Consider the following 16691-nt stretch of genomic DNA (forward strand, 5'->3'; position numbering starts at 1 on the left):
ATGTGTCGGACGTTTCTCATATTCATCTGGTTCCATCAGCGCCCCCATGGCTCAGACGCTCAGAACAGCCTCGTTACGGTCTTTCTGCTGCTGCTCTCGCTGCTCAGCAGTCAATCCGTCAGCATCTGGGATCTGAGCCGCCATCTGCTCCAGCCAGCCCTTGAGCTCATCCAGCTGTTTCTCCATCGGCAGAACCCCCAGTCCCCGGGCCAGCACCTTGGCAGCAGCACCCGGTCCAGCCTGGTACACCAACCGGCCGTGCAGGTGTTGGGGCAAGCCCTGCCGGAGCAACCTGAAGGCCGGCTCTTCCATGGGCGTCTCCAAAACAATGTTCGGCTTCTCCGGACGGATGCGGGAAAAACCGCAGCGTTTGGCCAGAAGCTTCAGATTCATCAGCTGCAGTAACGACTGAACCGGTCCTGGCAGCGCTCCATAACGGTCAGCCCAGAGAGCCGCCAACTCCACGAGCTCATCACTGCTGAGGCATTCCGCTGCAGCGCGATACGCAGCCATCTTCTCGTCTGCATCGGTGATCCAGTCCGCAGGAATGAAGGCTGTCACCTGCAGATCCACCTGGGTGTCATCCACAGAAGGAATGTCTTGCCCTTGAATCTCCGCAAGCGACTCCTGCAACATCTCCATGTAGAGATCGAAGCCGATCGCTTCCATCTGTCCGCTCTGTTCCACACCAAGCAGATTGCCGACGCCCCGGATCTCCATATCGCGCATGGCCAGCTGATAACCACTTCCCAACTGGGCGAATTCCTGAATCGCGCGCAGACGCTGACGCGCCGCCTCACTCAAGGAGGCATTACCGGGATAAAACAACCAGGCATGGGCCTGAATGCCACTGCGGCCCACACGACCGCGCAGCTGATACAGCTGAGCCAGTCCGAAACGGTGCGCGTCCTCGATGAGAATCGTGTTCACCCGTGGAATGTCGAGACCGCTCTCCACGATGGTGGTGCAAAGCATCACATCGGCTTCACCACCGTTGAAGGCCACCATGGCACTTTCAAGCTCACCCTCGGCCATCTGGCCATGAGCCACCAACAACTTCAGCCCAGGAAGCATCTGACGCAACTGACCAGCCACATCCTCAATCCCCTCCACGCGAGGCACCACGTAGAACACCTGCCCACCCCGATCCAGTTCCTGACGGATCGCGCTACGAATCGCCTCCTCATCGAGAGCGGCAAGATGGGTCTTGATCGGACGCCGCAACGGAGGCGGTGTGGTGATCAGGCTCATCTCCCTCACACCAGAAAGACTCATGTAAAGCGTTCGTGGAATCGGCGTTGCCGAAAGCGTGAGAACGTCAACGTCCTTGCGTAAGGCCTTGATTTTTTCCTTCTGGTTGACCCCGAAGCGTTGCTCCTCATCCACCACAAGCAGGCCGAGCTTGTCGAACGCTGTGCTTTTGCTGAGCAACTGATGGGTACCGACCACGGCATCGATGGTGCCTTTTTTCAATCCCTCGAGGATTGACTTGCGTTCTCCAGCCGTGCGGAACCGGTTCAGCAAAGCCACCTTGATCGGGTAAGGGGCAAAACGTTCGGAGAGGGTGCGCCAGTGCTGCTGGGCCAGCACCGTGGTGGGGGCAAGCATGGCCACCTGACGCCCCGCGGTGATCGCCTTGAAGATCGCCCGGATGGCCACTTCGGTCTTGCCGAAGCCCACATCACCGCACACCAACCTGTCCATCGGTTGGGACTTTTCCATGTCCCGCTTCACCTCTGCCGTGGCTTTGAGCTGATCGGGTGTCGGTTCGTATGGGAACGACTCCTCAAGCTCGGTCTGCCAGGGACCATCCACAGGGAAGGCGAACCCCGGAGCCTGATGGCGCTCGGCATAGAGCTTCACCAGATCGAGCGCCACTTTGCGCAGGGCCTTGCTGGCCCGTTCCTTGGCTTTCACCCAGGCCGAACCGCCCATCTTGCTCAGCTGAGGCGGAGCATCGCTGTTGGCTCGGTATCGCCCCAGACTTCCCAATTGGTCTGCGGCCACCCGCAGGATGCCATCGGCGTATTGCACAACGAGGTAGTCGCGCACCTCACCGCTGATGGCCAGCTTCTCGAGTTTCTGGAAGCGACCGATGCCGTGGTTGCGATGCACCACAAAATCGCCGGGGCGCATTTTGTTGGGATCCACCGTGCGACTGGCCGCCTTCCGCCGCCGACGCACATACCCCGTGCTAGTCAGTGTCTGCTGCCCGAAGAATTCACGGTCAGTGATCAGAACCACGCGCCAGGCGGGCAGCTGCAGTCCCTCGAGATCAGCGGTGCCACGGGTTTTCAGAGCCACCGGTGTGCTCTGCTCGACCAGCCGTTCAATGGCCGCAGCATCGGCCGCATTGGGAACGAAACGACTGACACAGTCGTGTTCTTCGAGCAGGGCGACGGCACGACTCGGCTGGGCCGACAGCAGCCACACCGCCTGCTTCTCCTTCTGGTAGCCCTTGATCAGCTCACCAAGCTTGCCGAACTGATTGGGATACGCCGAAACCGGCCGGCTGTTGAGATCAAAAGCATTGGGGTGATCGTCCTTCTCCTGCAGTTCAGCCAGATCGAAACCACGAAAGGCATCAGCCAGAGCCATGGCCTCATCAATCGGGCGATGGAGCTTTGGCAACGGCAGTCCGAGATCACCATGGTGCTCTTCGGCGTGGTCGAACCATTGATCGCCATGGGATCGCCCATGCCGGCGCTCATCAATCGCAACGCAGCACGCTGCGGGGAGATAGTCGAGAAGAGACGCGGGCTCCTGCCAGGCCAGTCCGAGCAACCGACGCATCCCTTCCGGGGTGCCACCGTCGAGAAGCTCATTGAGAGCCTGCTCATTCAGAAGCTGATCCAACCCATCGGGCATCGACTCGCGCAGGGCTTCGGCGATGAGAGGGCTAAACCCGGTCGGGGTCAGCCGCAGGCTGTCGATCGGATCCAGGGATCGCTGACTGGCGGGGTCAAACTCCCTGAGTTTGTCGAGTTCATCGCCGAAGAACTCAAGCCGCACCGGCAGCTCACTGCTCACCGGAAACACATCCACGATGTCCCCGCGCCGACTCCAGGTGCCTTCTTGGTCGATCGTCGACACCCGCTCGTAACCCAGCTGGCTGAGAGAAAGGGCCAACACCTCGAGATCAAGAGTGTCGCCTTTGCGCAGGGTGCGGCAGCGGTCAGCGAGCACCTGCGGGGGCGGCAGGTGGGGCTGAAGACAGCGCTCTGTGGCCACGATCGCCAGGTCGTTGCTCTGCCCTTCGACCTGCAATTCACTGAGAACCTGCAACTGCCCCCAGGTGATCTCACTGGTGGGATCAAAGGGTTCATAGGGAGACCCCTCACTGGTGGGATACAGCTGGGCACTGCGCCAACCCATCAGATCAAGCAGCGCGGTCCAGCGTCCGGCCTCCTCCAGAGTGGGGACCACCACCAACAGAGGCCGGTCTTGATGGCGGGCCATGGCGCTAGCCACCAAAGCGCGGGCAGCGCGCCCAGCTCCACGCAGCAGCAAACGGTCCGAGCGATCGAGCCGATCACACAGCTCACCGCTCAGCGCCGAGGTCTGCAGCAGACGCACCAGGGAGCTGAGGGGCATGGCGTGACCACAAGCGGCAACGCATGATTGTCGCAATCAACTGCACGCGTTCGTGTGCTGCCATCGGTTTCGTTCCCCATGCCTCGGTACCGCTGCCCCGAATGCTGTTGTGGTCCAGCGATCGTGCTGCATCCTCCAAAAGGATCCGTGCCGGTGTGTTCTCGCTGTCGCACCGTGATGGAACGTCAGCCGCTGGTCCGGCCGGGGCCTCTGTTCGTGCTGCTGACGGTCGGGTCCGCTTTGATCGCGTTCTCCATCCCGGCCCTGCTGACCCCGACGCCGCAACCACGGCCTCCTGCGGCTCAAACCACGGCCTGATGGGCACCTGGCTGCTAAGGAAGAGCGAGTGATCAGTCGAGCATGGGCGACAACCTCAAACCCACACGCAAGCTCCGTGTGGAGCGACGCTTCGAAAGTGCGATCTGGAGGTTCCGCCTGATCACGCTCATCCCTGTGGTGATGAGCCTGATGGGCAGCGTCAGTTGCTTCGTGCTTGGAACCTACGAAGAGCTCACCGTGCTCACGAAGGTGATGCAAGGTCATTTCACCTACGCCAACAGCACACTGTTGATCGGCAAGGTTGTTGGAGGCATCGACTACTACCTAATCGGCATCGCCTTGCTGATCTTCGGCTACGGCATCTATGAGCTGATTATTTCCGACATCGATGTCCGCCAGCAGGACAACTCTCAGGAACGTCGGAATCTTCTCAATATCGAATCCCTCGATGGTTTGAAGCACAAGCTCACCAAGGTGATCATCGTGGCTCTGATCGTTACCGCCTTCAAGGTGATGGTGGGTTTCGAGGTGAAAACCATCACGGAACTCCTTCAATACTGTGCCGGTGTGCTGATGCTGGCCTTCAGCGCCTATCTGATAGGTCGCACCGGCAAGCACTGAACCAGGTTCGGGAGTTGCATCCCCCTGAAGGGTGAACAGCGTTCATCCGCAGGGGGGAGGCATCGAAAGACACAGGCAGCGGACGGTGAAAAGGTCCCAACGCAATGCCTGCGAATGACCTCCACCACACCACCGACCCCGCCCTGCCGCCGGCTCGAACGTCTGCAGCGCCGGGAGCAGCACCGCCCGATTCCTGCATCCATCCAAAAGCGCAATGGACAGGTGCTGCAACACCTTGGGCTGGCTCACCATGCGGCCAATCAACAGTTGCCCCGGGGCGGCGGCGAGTACGACGACCTCCGCCAAGAAGCTTGTCTCGGACTCGTGAAAAGTTTGGACTGCTTCGAGCCCTCCCGTGGCCACCGGGTGAGCAGTTACGTCATGCCGCATGCCACGGGTCAGATCCTTCACTACCGGCGCGATCGTCTGCAAACACTGAGAATTCCCTGGCGACTGAAGGATTTGCACACCCGTGGCATGCGGCTGCAGGAGCAGCGCCTGCATGCAGGCCAGGCAACCTTCAGCGATGCAGATCTGGCCGCCGCTCTGGGGGTGTCCCCTCGCCGCTGGCAGCAGGCGAAAAGCGCCCATCTGGATCAACGCCTGGTGTCGTTGAACACCCCGATTTCAACGAAAAAAGGAGCAAGACCAAACGATGGCGACGAACAGATCGAGCTGCTTCCCAGCCCAGGGAGCGAGGCTCACGACGACCCCCAACAACGCTGGTTGCATGAGGCCCTGCAAAACCTTGATCCGGATCATCGCCGCTGGCTCTGGTCGTACTGGATCGACGGCATTCCCATCAGCCGCCTGGCTGAACAGGAACAGATGAATCGAAGAAGGTTGTCGACAATCCTGCAGGACACACTGCGGGACCTGCGCTACAAGGCTGGATCAACATTCAATTCATCACCCCCAGGAATGCCGCCGCTGCCATCGCCAGCAAGGCAGCCCAGGCTGTCTGCAAGGCATTGACGATTTCATTGCTGAGCCAGGGCCATCGACCCTGGCCGGTGGCTCCCAAAAAGCTCTCGAGCAGCGTGGCAACCAGCCCAACCACAAACACCAGCACCACAGACGAAGCCGTTGTCAGCAGGCCTAGCAGTGCCATCACGAAGGTCATCAACAGGCTTCCCAGAGCACTGGCAAGAGTCCCCTCAATGCTCACGGCACCCTCAGTGCCTGCCGGCACTGGTCGCAATGTGGTGATCAGCAGGGTGGTCCGTCCCCAGCGCTTCCCGATTTCACTGCCGAACGTATCGGCAAGCTTGGCCGCGAAACTGGCCGCAAACCCGACCAGCAAGAGGTGCTCAGATCCCAGTCCAGCGGCGACAAGCATCGCCAGCACCAGGCCGGTGAAAGCTGAACCCCAGACATTTTCAGGCCCGCGGCGTCCTCCCCGGGCCTCGGCAAGACCCAGATCTCGCTTGCGCGCGAATCCCAGCTTGGTGACCAATGAACCCAAGACCAGGTAAGCCACCACCGCGAGCCACCCCCGCCAACCCAAGGCACCCCAGAGCACCGTGCCGAGAAGTCCCGCATGACACCAACCAGCACGCGTCAGCACCGGAAAGCGCTGCGCCACGCTGATCAGAACACCGTTCACCACCAACGCCGTCAGCCAGAGCATTGGCTCCTGGGTTGGGAAATCTGGCGTAGCAAAGGCCATGGCATGTGTTGCACTGCCCTAAGCATCAGCGCTGAAGGCTTCGCTTGCGCGGATAATCACCACTGGTGTCATTCCGGATCCGCATGGTGCTGCTGCGTAAGGGTTTTTATCTCGAACTGGATACGGCGAAGTCGGCTGAGACGCAAAAGCTCCAGCTCGGCACGGTGAGAGTCGTGTCCGAATCCCCAGAGGAATCGGACGGTACGGTCAGCGCATCAGCTGTTCTGACAGCCGCAACATCTGCAGTCGCAGCAGCACCAGCTCCTGGCAGGGTTCAGACCACATCCACCAGCACCGAACCAAAACCCTCCCTCACCACAGCAGAGGCGATGGCCGCAGAACTGGCTGCTGCGGAAGCATCCCGTCCTGCCATTCAGTACGTGACGTTTGCACCGCAAGCCCTGCAGCCCGGCACCGGACTTCGCCCTGGCAAACGCAAGCCCGGCCGCAATCTCTCCAATTTCCGCTCGATGGCCTCAGAGCTGTTCAAGAGCTGAGTCAGGCCTAAACATCCGAGATGACGTTGAAATCCAAGCGAGCAGCTGGCTTTCTGAGCTGGATCGGGCTCAGTGATCAATCCAATCATGAGGAGGCCAGGCCCAGGGCGGCCCGCGAGCAACCTCTGACGAGTGCACGCATTGCCCGACTGCGCCGGATGGGGGTCAAGGCCCGCCAGCTCATGGATGCCTACAAGGGTCAGGAGCGCTGAACCTCTCGCCTCCAACTGCAGAGAGCCGTGGTTGCAGCCACTGCCGCCGTTGAGCTGCGCAGGATCGTGTCACCGAGGCCCACTCCACACCAGCCGGCCTCGGCTGCGGAGCGAAGCTCTGCGCTGGTCCAGCCACCCTCAGGCCCGATCGTGATCCAGCAGCCATCAGGCAAGGACTTCGTGACCGCCAACAGAGTCGACAGATCAGAACAGGCCTGATCACGGGTCACCGCGATCAGGCGGAGGTGCTCCGCGGAAGGGTTGCCCCACCAGTCGTCGGTCGACAGGACAGGCAGAAGCTCAGGAGCCCAGAGTCGTTCACACTGCTCTACCGCCTCGCGCAGGATCACTCCCCAGCGATCAGGCCTGTACTCCGCCTGCGGTACACAGCGTTGGGCCTGAAGAGGTTGCAAGCGATCCACCCCCAGCTCGCAGGCCATGCGCATCACCTCATCCATACCGCGGCGCATCAAGGACACGGCCAGCCCTAACGGTGGGTGGGGTGCTGCAACGGTGTAAGGGAGCGCGCCAAGTTCACTATCCAGCGCAAGATCACCCTCTGTTGTGAGTCGAGTGCTGAACAACTGGCCGCAACCACTCACGACGTGCACCTCAGCACCGGGCCGCAAGCGGAGCACTCGCTTGAGGTAACGCGCCTCCGCCACGGTGAGCCCAATGCGGCTCAGCGCCTGAGCGCTACGAAGCCTGGCGGGTTCAATCAGCAGCCGCCGTCGCTCAGCCACAGCCGCTCAGGTCATACCCGGGAAGATGCTGTCTGGATGGTCCTCAACTGGCCAATCCTCATTCACGCCTCCGATCAAGAGTTCCTCGATCTGTACAAGATCAGAATCGAGTTGACGCAAGGCGTTGATCAGCACATCAAGGGAGAACCCATCACTCGTTCCAAGATCGACCCAGCAACGAGCCCAATCCTGCTCATACTCGAGTTGGCCCATGTTGTGCATCAACGCCGGCATCACTGAGGTGGACTCTTCATTGTCGTAACTCATCCAGCTGAGCTCATCACCCTCTTCGTGCACCTGCATGGATTCCGCATTGAAGCCTCCAAGCCTTCCCAGCACGTACCAGCTGTCGAAGATTCCATCGACATAGTTGCGCTCACCTTGGCTAGGAACTTCGCTGAAGCGCAGCCAGAGCCAGCAGTTGAAGGGATCAACCTCTCGGAAGCGAACGTGCATGGCCTTCAGATGACCACCGCATCATCGCTGGCTTCAGCCTGATCGACCATGCTGGGTTTGCCTGGATAAGGGATACAGCGCGTTTTAGGAAATGCTGGAACTCACCGATATCCACTACAAACCGGCAACCGCAGGAAGTTCCATCCTCAACGGAGTCTCCCTGACGGCGCAACAGGGCAGCCCCCTGCTGATTTCAGGGGAAAGCGGCAGCGGTAAAACAAGCCTCCTGGAGATCATCAGCGGCATGGTCGGAGCCCAATCCGGCAGCATCACCTGGAAGGGAGCAAGCCTGAATCAACGCCAGCGACGCTGGCTTTGCGGTGTCGTGTTCCAATTTCCTGAACGTCACTTCTTAGGACTGAGCGTGAGCCAGGAACTGAAACTGGGTCATCGCCGACTGGCCGGTGACGACCAGATTGAGGTCCTCAGCCAGGTGGGACTGCATGGGGTGGACAACCGACAGGCTCCGGAGCGGCTCAGTGGCGGGCAACAACGACGGCTGGCTTTGGCCGTGCAGCTTCTGAGAAAACCAGAGGTCCTGCTCCTTGATGAACCGACCGCGGGCCTGGACTGGTCGGTTCGAGGTGAGGTCTTGGACCTGCTCTTCAACCTATCCAGACAGCATGTTTTGATCGTGGTGACCCATGAACCCGATCTGTTCCGGAGCTGGAACTGCAAGCACAACCAACTGCGCGACGGCCAGCTGCTCGCTCTGTCACCATGACCGCTGCGATGCAGGGCAGCCATGGCTGATCGGCTGGTGCGGGCGACCGCAGCTGGGGGGGGAATCAGGCTTGTCGCCGTGACCACCAGCGACACAACCCGATACGCCCAGGTTCGCCACGGGCTCTCCTATCTCACCACCGTGATGCTTGGACGGGCCATGAGTGCAGGGCTGCTTCTGGCCAGTTCCATGAAGGTGAGCCACGGAAGGGTCAATCTCAGACTGGGGTCGGACGGCCCTATCCGAGGTCTCTCGGTGGACGCCGGACGGGATGGACGGGTTCGTGGCTATGTGGGCAATCCAAATCTGGAACTCGATCCAGTCCGCTCCACCAACGGTCAAGCCAGTTTTGATTTCACAACGGCCGCGGGAACGGGCTACCTGCATGTGGTGCGAGACGAAGGGAAAGGTGAACCTTTCAGCAGCACGGTCGAGCTCGTGAGCGGATGCATCGGTGAGGATGTGGCGTCCTACCTGCTGCACTCCGAACAGACTCCATCGGCAGTGTTTGTGGGTGAAACCATCAACAGCGATGGCTTGGAAAGCAGCGGTGGACTGCTGGTGCAGGTTCTTCCCAAAGCCGCTGAAGAGCCCGCCTTGGTGGCCTTACTTGAGGAACGCTGCCGTGAGATTCAGGATTTCAGCAAACAGCTGAACAGCTGCGGTGATCATCCGGAGCAATTGATCCAACAAGTCTTCCCCGATCTGGATCCACAACCGATTCCGAGTGGTGAACCGATGCAATCAGTGTCGTTCCACTGCCCTTGCAGCAGAGAGCGCAGCTTGGGAGCCCTCACGCTGCTTGGCCCTGATGAGCTCACCGACATGTTGAAAAACGATCGGGGCGCAGAGCTCACCTGTCACTTCTGCAGCGAGGTGTACAAGGTCGATGAGGTTGAGCTTGCGGAACTGATCAAAACCTTGGCTTGATCAGGCCAGAAGCAGCGTTCCAGCGAGGAGCAGCAGCAGGGCAGGCAATGCTTGCAACTGTTCCATGGTGAAAGGCAGACCCGAGCCGGTCACGGCAACACTGAGCAAGGCCCCAACCACAAGACCGAGGATTAACAACAAGACGCCCCAACCCAAGGAGCTAAGGGGACGGCGTCCACGGCGGATCTGACTAAGGAACAAACCGATCGTTCCCAAAGCGAGAAGCAGCTCGATCGTCTGCGGTGCAAACAGCAACAAGAGCAGAGCAAGAGCTCCTAGGGAGAGGCGGACCAACAGCCCCTGACCTTCAACAAGCGTGAGATCGGGCACCATCGCCGATCCCTTAAAAGAAGGAGCTGGAAGTGAAAGATTGCGAAACCGAGTGAGCAGAGCCGCCGGTCCGTTGGTGGTTTGAACCATCCCTCCCTCGCCCTGCTGACGCTCTACGCGCGAAGCTGTCGCCGCTTCAGCGCTCAGGCGGCCGGACTGACGATCGCGAAGACGATCCATGAGAACGCCGTCATAGGCCGCTTCGACCTTCGCGCGAGCCACTACATCGTCACCGCAGGCCTTGAGAACTCGATCACGGGCGCGTTGCACCTCGTCAAAACTGGCGTCGGACTGAATTTGCAACAGCTGGTAAGGATCCTGTCCATCGGAGTCCTCACCAGGGTTCAGCCCTGCCGCCATCGATGTTCTCTTCTCTTGATGAATGGTATCGAGGATGAAGACCAGATGAGTTGATCAACCGCCATCGACAAACGATTCAGAACAGAGGGGGCCCATGCCGGAAGCCTTGTTGACGTTCGCAACGATGGCGGAAACCGGGAACTTCAGTGCTGAGAAGAAATTGGCGATGCTTGATCAACGGCATCTGCGGCGGCAGGTGATATCCCTCAAGCACCTCCACGCGATCTCTGCAATCACGGAAGCAAACGTAATCCGTTCCTCCGTCATCACAGGGCCGAAGCAGCCAGAGGGTGTCCAAACCACACCGCACAAGAATATGCAGTCTGGCGATTTCAATCTGCTGCCGTGAGGACCATCCGGGGATACGGACAGCCACACCGGACGCAAGTAAAGAGTGGGTTAAGGCTGAATGGAGATGAAAGAGGCTGTGATGCAAACCCTGACCCGACCCCCATCCACTCGTCAGAGCCAGCCATTGGCGTTTGAGTCAGGCACTTGGCCCGAGGCTGCTGCCCACGATGTCAAGACGTGGCTTCAAGCTCTGATCAACGTCTGGTTCAAAGGCTGATCGGCTCGACACCACTCACCACAGGAGCAACCGTGCTGAGCTCGAGAGCAGGATGCTCTTCAGACAACTGATTGAGGTTCCACTGATTCTTGAATAACAACACCGGGCGGTTCCATGCGTCGCGAACGGTCTTGCAGTTGAAAATCCGACCCACCTTCTCTAGCGCTGGCCAACCACCATTCACCCAGCGGGCTACCTGATAACCCAGAGGTTCAAGCCTGGTATCTACGCCATATTCATTCTCTAAACGGTGCTGAACCACCTCAAGCTGTAGTTGACCAACAGCCGCGAGGATCGGATCGCGTTTGCTCTCATCGGTGTCATAGAGAATCTGCACGGCACCCTCCTCGCGCAGCTCATTCACACCTTTGCGGAAATTTTTGAAGGCTGAGGGATTCGGATTGCGGAGCCAACTAAAGATCTCCGGACTGAAACAGGGAATGCCCTCGTACTCAACCTTGGAACCCACATAAAGAGTGTCCCCGATCGAAAACATGCCTGGATTATTGAGACCGATCACATCCCCGGGATAGGCGTCCTCCACCACAGCACGATCCTGACCAAAGAGCTTCTGGGGCCGGGAGAGACGAATGGTTCGGCCTGTTCGCGCGTGGCGGACGGTCATGTCCTTCTCAAACCTGCCGCTGCACACCCGCACGAAAGCCACACGATCGCGATGGCGTGGATCCATGTTGGCCTGAAGCTTGAACACGAAGCCACTGAAATCTGGGCTCAATGGATCAACAGGCCCGTCATGACCGAGTCGAGCCACTGGTTTCTGCGCCATCTCCAGAAAGGCGTTGAGGAAAGGACGCACACCGAAATTGGTCATCGCTGATCCGAAGAACACCGGCGTGAGCTCACCGGCATGCACCAGCTCGAGGTCGAGCTCCGCTCCGGCAGCGTCCAAAAGATCCATCTCCTCAACCGCCTGATCCAGGAGGTCGGACTCCACCAGATCCAGAAGTTCTGGATCATCCAGAGACAGATGACGTTCTTCTGACTGCTTGCCGCGTTCAGCACGACTGAACAACACCACCTCACGGGTCCGCCGGTCGATCACACCTCGAAACTGCTCGCCACTGCCGATTGGCCAGTTGACAGCCCAGGGCGTCAATTCCAGTTCAGCTTCGATTTCATCGAGAAGCGCCAGAGGCTCGCGCCCTGGTCGATCCATTTTGTTGATGAAGGTAAAGATCGGGATCTGCCGCATTCGGCAGACCTCAAAAAGCTTGCGCGTCTGAGGCTCCAATCCCTTGGCCGCATCCTCAAGCATCACGGCATTGTCAGCCGCCGCCAGTGTCCGGTAGGTGTCCTCTGAAAAATCCTGGTGTCCGGGAGTATCGAGCAGGTTGATGGTGTTGCCCGTGTAGTCGAACTGCAGCACCGTTGAAGTGATCGAAATCCCCCGCTGCTTCTCCAACTCCATCCAGTCGGAGGTCACCTTGCGCTGCTCTCCCCGGGCCTTGACGGCTCCAGCCTGCTGGATGGCACCGCCGTACAAGAGCAGTTTTTCTGTGAGGGTGGTCTTGCCCGCGTCTGGATGGGAAATGATCGCAAAATTTCTGCGGCGTGCCACCGCCTCCAACAGTTCGCTGTTGTCTTGTGGACCTGATTCCGTGCTCATGCGCTGGGCTGATCGAGACCAGCCTGACAGCCCGTGATCCAGCCACTGATTTCGAGATAGCGATCCTCAAGTTCTCGAACCTGGAGGTGATCGAGTTGGGCGTCCCGCAGTTGCTCTTTCACCTCCTCGACCGTGAAAGCTGCGTGAAGAGAAGCCCGATAGTCCCTCTGAAGTAACTCCGGAGCATCAGCCGTGTAGCACTCACAGAGCTGATCCAGCTCAGATGAACTGGACGGTCGCCTTAAGTCCCGATGCAGAACCAGACAGTGGCTACCGGCGAGGAGACGAAGGCATCCCCAGAGTTTCTGAGGATCATGTAAGTGATGCAGGAGGCTATTGCTCACAATCAAAGACGCCTGGGATGAGGGCGCATGCCAGGGGAGCGGAGCGACGACGTATTGGAGCCGATCACTGGGGATACTATTTTGCCGGCGGCGGTCCTCCGCCTCAAGGATCATCTGTTCGGCGGCATCCACACCGACAACAGTGCAACGCGGCCAGCGCCGGGCCAGACGTTCACTGATGTTGCCGGGACCGCAACCAAGATCAATCAGGCAGTCGCCATGGGCAGGCCAACGATCAGCGTCCCGCAGCAACTGATCAAGGCGCTCCACCAGCGCCTGGTCAGTTGAAGCAAAATCCGCCGCCGCGTAAGCCTTCACCTGCAGTGGCTCATTCATGAGCTCCGGCTCAGGCGTCCGCTGGATCATCGGGTCGAGTCAGTGGACTTCAATTCCAAAGTCTGACTTCAAAAGGGACGCGCGATGGCCGACGCGCTCAGAAACCGAAAGGATGCATCGATGAGGGTGAATGCAGCCACCGCTACCAAGGCAGACACAACGCCGAGTTGAACACTGCAGGTGGTGCTGGCACACCCTTGCTGGCCCCATCGCTGGCGTTAGGGTGCCAGTAATGATCCCAAGCCCTGTGACCCTGACTCCAACCCGCAGCGTCAGCTCGGACACCAATGCAACGCTGCCTGGGAATGGCGATTTCCCAGCGACCGCCCCCGCCGCCAATCCCGTCTTTTACCGGACCTACAGCCGTCGCAGCAGCGTGGGACGGGAAAGCTGGACGCAGGTCGGCGCACGCAACCTTGGCGGACTGGAGAAGCTCGGCAGCCTCACGTCCGAGGAAATGGAGTTGATGGCTCGGATGCAAGCCGAGAAGAAAGCACTCCCATCCGGACGATGGCTTTGGATCGGTGGCACACCGTGGATCGAGCAGCAGGAAAATTTCTCCGGTGCTTACAACTGCACCTCCACCAACCTTGTGGATTGGGAAGCCTTTGGTCTGATGATGGATCTGGCGATGATGGGCTGTGGTACTGGAGCCATCATTGAGCCCCATCTGATCGAGCGTCTGCCGATGGTCAGTAACCCGATTGAGATCCTTTCGGTGTCTGACATCGGTGTCACCCCCGCTGGAGAGCGTCAAGAGCAGACCAGCCACACCATCAGCAATGACTTGGTCTCCATCAAGGTCGGAGACACCCGACGCGGCTGGGTGGACAGTTACCAACTTCTGCTGGAACTCAGCAGTGATGCTCGGTTTGCTGGCAGAACCGTCAAGGTTGAGGTTGATCTCTCTGATGTCCGCCCGGTCGGCGAAACCCTTAAGGGCTTCGGCGGGATGGCCAATCCAGTGAAGCTCAAAGATCTGTATGGGAGGGTTGCACGTCTTCTCGGCAAAGCGATCGGCCGCAAGCTCACCTCCGTGGAGTGCTGCTTGCTCATCGACGAAGCCGCCGTCACCATCGTGGCGGGCAACATCCGTCGCAGTGCTGGCATGCGCCAGTTCGCCTCTGACGACTCCAGCGCAGCCGGTGCCAAGGACAATCTCTGGCAACAGGATGACGAGGGCAACTGGCGCATCGATCCTGAACGGGATGCTCTGCGCATGGCCAATCACACTCGCGTTTATCACACGCGTCCGACTCGCGACGTGCTCCTTGAAGCTGTCACCCGCCAATTCCACAGTGGTGAGGGTGCCATTCAGTTCGCGCCTGAGGCGATCGCGCGTTCAAACGCCGATCTCCTCAACACACCGGAACTGCGCCGGGAGTTCATCGAGATCTACTGCGATCAAGGCCGGGACGAGGCCGGCCGCTGGCTCGATCTCAACCACGGGCCCATGGATGTGGCCGAACTGGAGCACCGTCTTGGCCGTTACGGCCTCAACCCCTGCGGCGAAATTCTCGGTGCCGATTTCCACTGCAACCTGGCGGAGATCCACCTCAACCAGATCGACCCCAGCGATGACGAGGGCCAACGCGATGCCTTCCGCGCGGGTGCGCTGTCAGTGGCCTGCCTGCTCAACCATCAATTTGAAGTGGAGCGCTACCGCCAGAGTCGTGCCTGGGATCCGATTGTGGGCGTGAGCTTCACCGGCCTGTTCGACTTCTTCGTGCATGCCTTCGGCACCCCCTGGCTGCAGTGGTGGGAAGCCGGACGACCCAACACCGAGGAAGGCCAGGAGTTCAAACGGCGTGAAGCGGAGTACCTGAGCCGCTGGAAAGCCACGGTGAATGAGGCCGTGTGGGAGTACTGCGACCGCCATGGCTTGCGTCGCCCCAACCGTTGCACCACCGTGCAACCCGCAGGCACCAAGAGCCTGCTCACTGGCGCGGCACCAGGCTGGCACCCCCCCAAGGCCCAGCGTTTCATCCGCCGCATCACCTTCCGCAAGAACGACCCCGTTGCCATGGCGTGCATGGACTACGGCTACACCGTTGTGCCATCGCAATCCGACAAGGACGAGCAGGGTCGACTTCTCGATGATCCATTTGATCCGCGCTGCACTGAATGGTTGGTGGAAATCCCCACGGAAGTGAGCTGGGCCAATCTTCCCGGGGCTGATGCCGTGGACATCAACGCGTTCTCGGCAATGGCGCAGTTCGACTTCTACATGCAGGTTCAGACGCATTACACCGCGCACAACACCTCGGCAACCATCGAGTTCCGCGAGCACGAGATTGAAACACTCACCGATGCTCTTCACAAGACCATCGAAAACGGCGACGGCTACATCTCAGCAGCCCTGCTGGCCCGTTTCGACGCTAATGCCACGTTCCCGAGGCTCCCTTTTGAGCCCATTGATGCCGACACCTATGAACGCATGCAGAACGAGGTGATCCAGCGCCGCGTGAGCGCGGACTTCTTCGAAGCCCTCCAGCGTTACGACATGGGAGAGATCAGCGAGGCGGGTCCTGCAGGCTGCGATTCCGATAAATGCCTGCTGCCTCTGGCCAAGCCGAACTCCTGACCACAATGGAGGAGTCCCTGCAGAGGGACTCCTTTAAGATGGGTTTTCAACCTTCAGTGAGGGTTGTGTCAGGAGAGGTGGTCGAGTGGTTGATGGCTCTGGTCTTGAAAACCAGCGATGTGAAAGCATCCGTGGGTTCGAATCCCACCCTCTCCGTTCTTTTTCACAGTAGTTCCAACGCATGACTGTGAACCGCCTGATACTGGCCTTTGGATCCATCATTGGACTGATCGCCATCGTGGCTTGGGTCGGCGAACTGGATGTGGTGTTGTTCGAAGCCGTGCCGAACGAGCAGCCAGCAAACACTCAACAAAAAAACTGAGAATCAGAGCAAAGAGAACATATTTCTCTCGCGATTAATGACGCTTCCAACGCAAACATCCATCGAACCAATCCACCTAAAATACACCTTAAATCACATCAATTTGCATCCAATGTAGATTCATTCAAGCTCCTCCACAGTCACTACAGAACTAACTATTGGTGATCGCCTCTAACTGCCAATTGTGATCGGCGCTTCTTTGTTTTTCCACCACACCCAGTCCCGGATGGGTGGGGTGTTGGCCAGCTGCTCGCGCGTCAGCCCAAGCCCAAGCTTTTGAGACGCACCCAATAAGACATCGAGCATTTCCTCTCCGTTGTTGCAGCGTGCTAAGGCCTCGTTCGTTTTTTTCGCTCCATCAAGAGCCTGAACCAACAGGGTGACCCGACGGGCCACAGGGAGGGAACGAGGATCCATAACCAGCGACGAAAGCCGCTCACCGTAACCACGTCCACTGACAGAAGCAGGCTCAGCGGGCAGAATCTCTAGAGATTG

General features: G+C 59.2%; 18 protein-coding genes and 1 tRNA gene. 10 read left to right on the forward strand and 9 right to left on the reverse strand.

From position 1 onward, the window contains the following. Positions 1-51: 51 nt before the first annotated feature. The gene (gene mfd, locus WH7805_RS03800) at positions 52-3594 is read right to left on the reverse strand and encodes a transcription-repair coupling factor (RefSeq protein WP_006041656.1); all 3543 of its coding nucleotides are present in this window, start codon (positions 3592-3594) and stop codon (positions 52-54) included. Positions 3595-3617: 23 nt separating this feature from the next. Here mfd and WH7805_RS03805 point away from each other — a divergent pair, with 23 nt between their 5' ends. From WH7805_RS03805 to WH7805_RS03815, 3 genes are all read left to right on the forward strand, one after another. Further along, positions 3618-3944 carry a hypothetical protein gene (locus WH7805_RS03805; RefSeq protein WP_006041657.1) on the forward strand — a complete coding sequence of 109 codons (327 nt, stop codon included), beginning with the start codon at positions 3618-3620 and terminating at the stop codon, positions 3942-3944. A gap of 10 nt (positions 3945-3954) precedes the next feature. Further along, positions 3955-4494: a YqhA family protein gene (locus tag WH7805_RS03810; protein WP_006041658.1), complete on the forward strand. Its 540-nt coding sequence runs from the start codon at positions 3955-3957 to the stop codon at positions 4492-4494. Positions 4495-4608: 114 nt separating this feature from the next. Next, entirely contained in the window at positions 4609-5469 is an 861-nt protein-coding gene (locus tag WH7805_RS03815; RefSeq protein WP_071933674.1) for a sigma-70 family RNA polymerase sigma factor, read from the forward strand. On the opposite strand, the gene WH7805_RS03820 is transcribed toward WH7805_RS03815, so the two are convergent. Then, positions 5396-6163, reverse strand: a complete 768-nt coding sequence (locus tag WH7805_RS03820; protein ID WP_006041661.1) for a DUF92 domain-containing protein — start codon at positions 6161-6163, stop codon at positions 5396-5398. The genes WH7805_RS03815 and WH7805_RS03820 overlap by 74 nt on opposite strands. Positions 6164-6228: 65 nt before the next feature. On the opposite strand from WH7805_RS03820, the gene WH7805_RS03825 reads away from it, so the two are divergent. Together WH7805_RS03825 and WH7805_RS03830 are read left to right on the forward strand one after the other, a co-directional pair. Then, entirely contained in the window at positions 6229-6660 is a 432-nt protein-coding gene (locus WH7805_RS03825) for a hypothetical protein (RefSeq protein WP_232198944.1), read from the forward strand. A gap of 20 nt (positions 6661-6680) precedes the next feature. Then, positions 6681-6872, forward strand: a complete 192-nt coding sequence (locus WH7805_RS03830) for a hypothetical protein (RefSeq protein WP_006041663.1) — start codon at positions 6681-6683, stop codon at positions 6870-6872. Here the strand turns inward: WH7805_RS03830 and WH7805_RS03835 are convergent. Together WH7805_RS03835 and WH7805_RS03840 are read right to left on the reverse strand one after the other, a co-directional pair. Further along, the gene (locus WH7805_RS03835) at positions 6860-7615 is read right to left on the reverse strand and encodes a 16S rRNA (uracil(1498)-N(3))-methyltransferase (RefSeq protein ID WP_006041664.1); all 756 of its coding nucleotides are present in this window, start codon (positions 7613-7615) and stop codon (positions 6860-6862) included. The two genes, WH7805_RS03830 and WH7805_RS03835, sit on opposite strands and share 13 nt — an antisense overlap. 6 nt (positions 7616-7621) lie before the next feature. Further along, a complete protein-coding gene (locus WH7805_RS03840) occupies positions 7622-8071 on the reverse strand; it encodes a DUF3531 family protein (protein ID WP_006041665.1) in 450 nt (149 codons plus the stop codon). Between the two features lie 91 nt (positions 8072-8162). Between WH7805_RS03840 and WH7805_RS03845 the strand changes: the two genes are divergently transcribed. Next, entirely contained in the window at positions 8163-8795 is a 633-nt protein-coding gene (locus WH7805_RS03845) for an ABC transporter ATP-binding protein (protein ID WP_006041666.1), read from the forward strand. Positions 8796-8816: 21 nt separating this feature from the next. Next, positions 8817-9725 (forward strand): Hsp33 family molecular chaperone HslO, encoded by a 909-nt coding sequence (hslO, locus tag WH7805_RS03850; RefSeq protein ID WP_006041667.1) that lies wholly within the window; start codon positions 8817-8819, stop codon positions 9723-9725. Here the strand turns inward: hslO and WH7805_RS03855 are convergent, their stop codons facing one another. The 4 genes from WH7805_RS03855 to WH7805_RS03870 form a co-directional block, all read right to left on the reverse strand. Then, positions 9726-10415, reverse strand: a complete 690-nt coding sequence (locus WH7805_RS03855) for a CPP1-like family protein (protein ID WP_006041668.1) — start codon at positions 10413-10415, stop codon at positions 9726-9728. 76 nt (positions 10416-10491) lie between these two features. Then, positions 10492-10713, reverse strand: coding sequence for a hypothetical protein (locus tag WH7805_RS14905; protein ID WP_038004995.1), 222 nt, complete (start codon positions 10711-10713; stop codon positions 10492-10494). A 259-nt stretch (positions 10714-10972) separates the two neighbouring features. Continuing rightward, the gene (locus WH7805_RS03865) at positions 10973-12610 is read right to left on the reverse strand and encodes a peptide chain release factor 3 (protein WP_006041672.1); all 1638 of its coding nucleotides are present in this window, start codon (positions 12608-12610) and stop codon (positions 10973-10975) included. Next, positions 12607-13320, reverse strand: coding sequence for a class I SAM-dependent methyltransferase (locus WH7805_RS03870; protein ID WP_006041673.1), 714 nt, complete (start codon positions 13318-13320; stop codon positions 12607-12609). The genes WH7805_RS03865 and WH7805_RS03870 overlap by 4 nt, the downstream gene beginning before the upstream one ends. A gap of 202 nt (positions 13321-13522) precedes the next feature. Here WH7805_RS03870 and nrdJ point away from each other — a divergent pair, with 202 nt between their 5' ends. The 3 genes from nrdJ (at position 13523) to WH7805_RS14670 (ending at position 16196) form a co-directional block, all read left to right on the forward strand. Then, positions 13523-15874: a ribonucleoside-triphosphate reductase, adenosylcobalamin-dependent gene (gene nrdJ, locus WH7805_RS03875; protein ID WP_083773560.1), complete on the forward strand. Its 2352-nt coding sequence runs from the start codon at positions 13523-13525 to the stop codon at positions 15872-15874. Between the two features lie 71 nt (positions 15875-15945). Next, a tRNA-Ser gene (locus tag WH7805_RS03880) sits at positions 15946-16030 on the forward strand. A gap of 25 nt (positions 16031-16055) precedes the next feature. Continuing rightward, positions 16056-16196: a hypothetical protein gene (locus tag WH7805_RS14670; protein ID WP_006041676.1), complete on the forward strand. Its 141-nt coding sequence runs from the start codon at positions 16056-16058 to the stop codon at positions 16194-16196. Between the two features lie 171 nt (positions 16197-16367). Here WH7805_RS14670 and WH7805_RS03885 read toward each other — a convergent pair whose 3' ends face one another. Further along, positions 16368-16613, reverse strand: coding sequence for a hypothetical protein (locus tag WH7805_RS03885; RefSeq protein ID WP_038004371.1), 246 nt, complete (start codon positions 16611-16613; stop codon positions 16368-16370). Positions 16614-16691 lie beyond the last annotated feature (78 nt).

The organism is Synechococcus sp. WH 7805 (assembly GCF_000153285.1).
In the GTDB taxonomy this organism is placed as follows: Bacteria; Cyanobacteriota; Cyanobacteriia; order PCC-6307; family Cyanobiaceae; genus Synechococcus_C.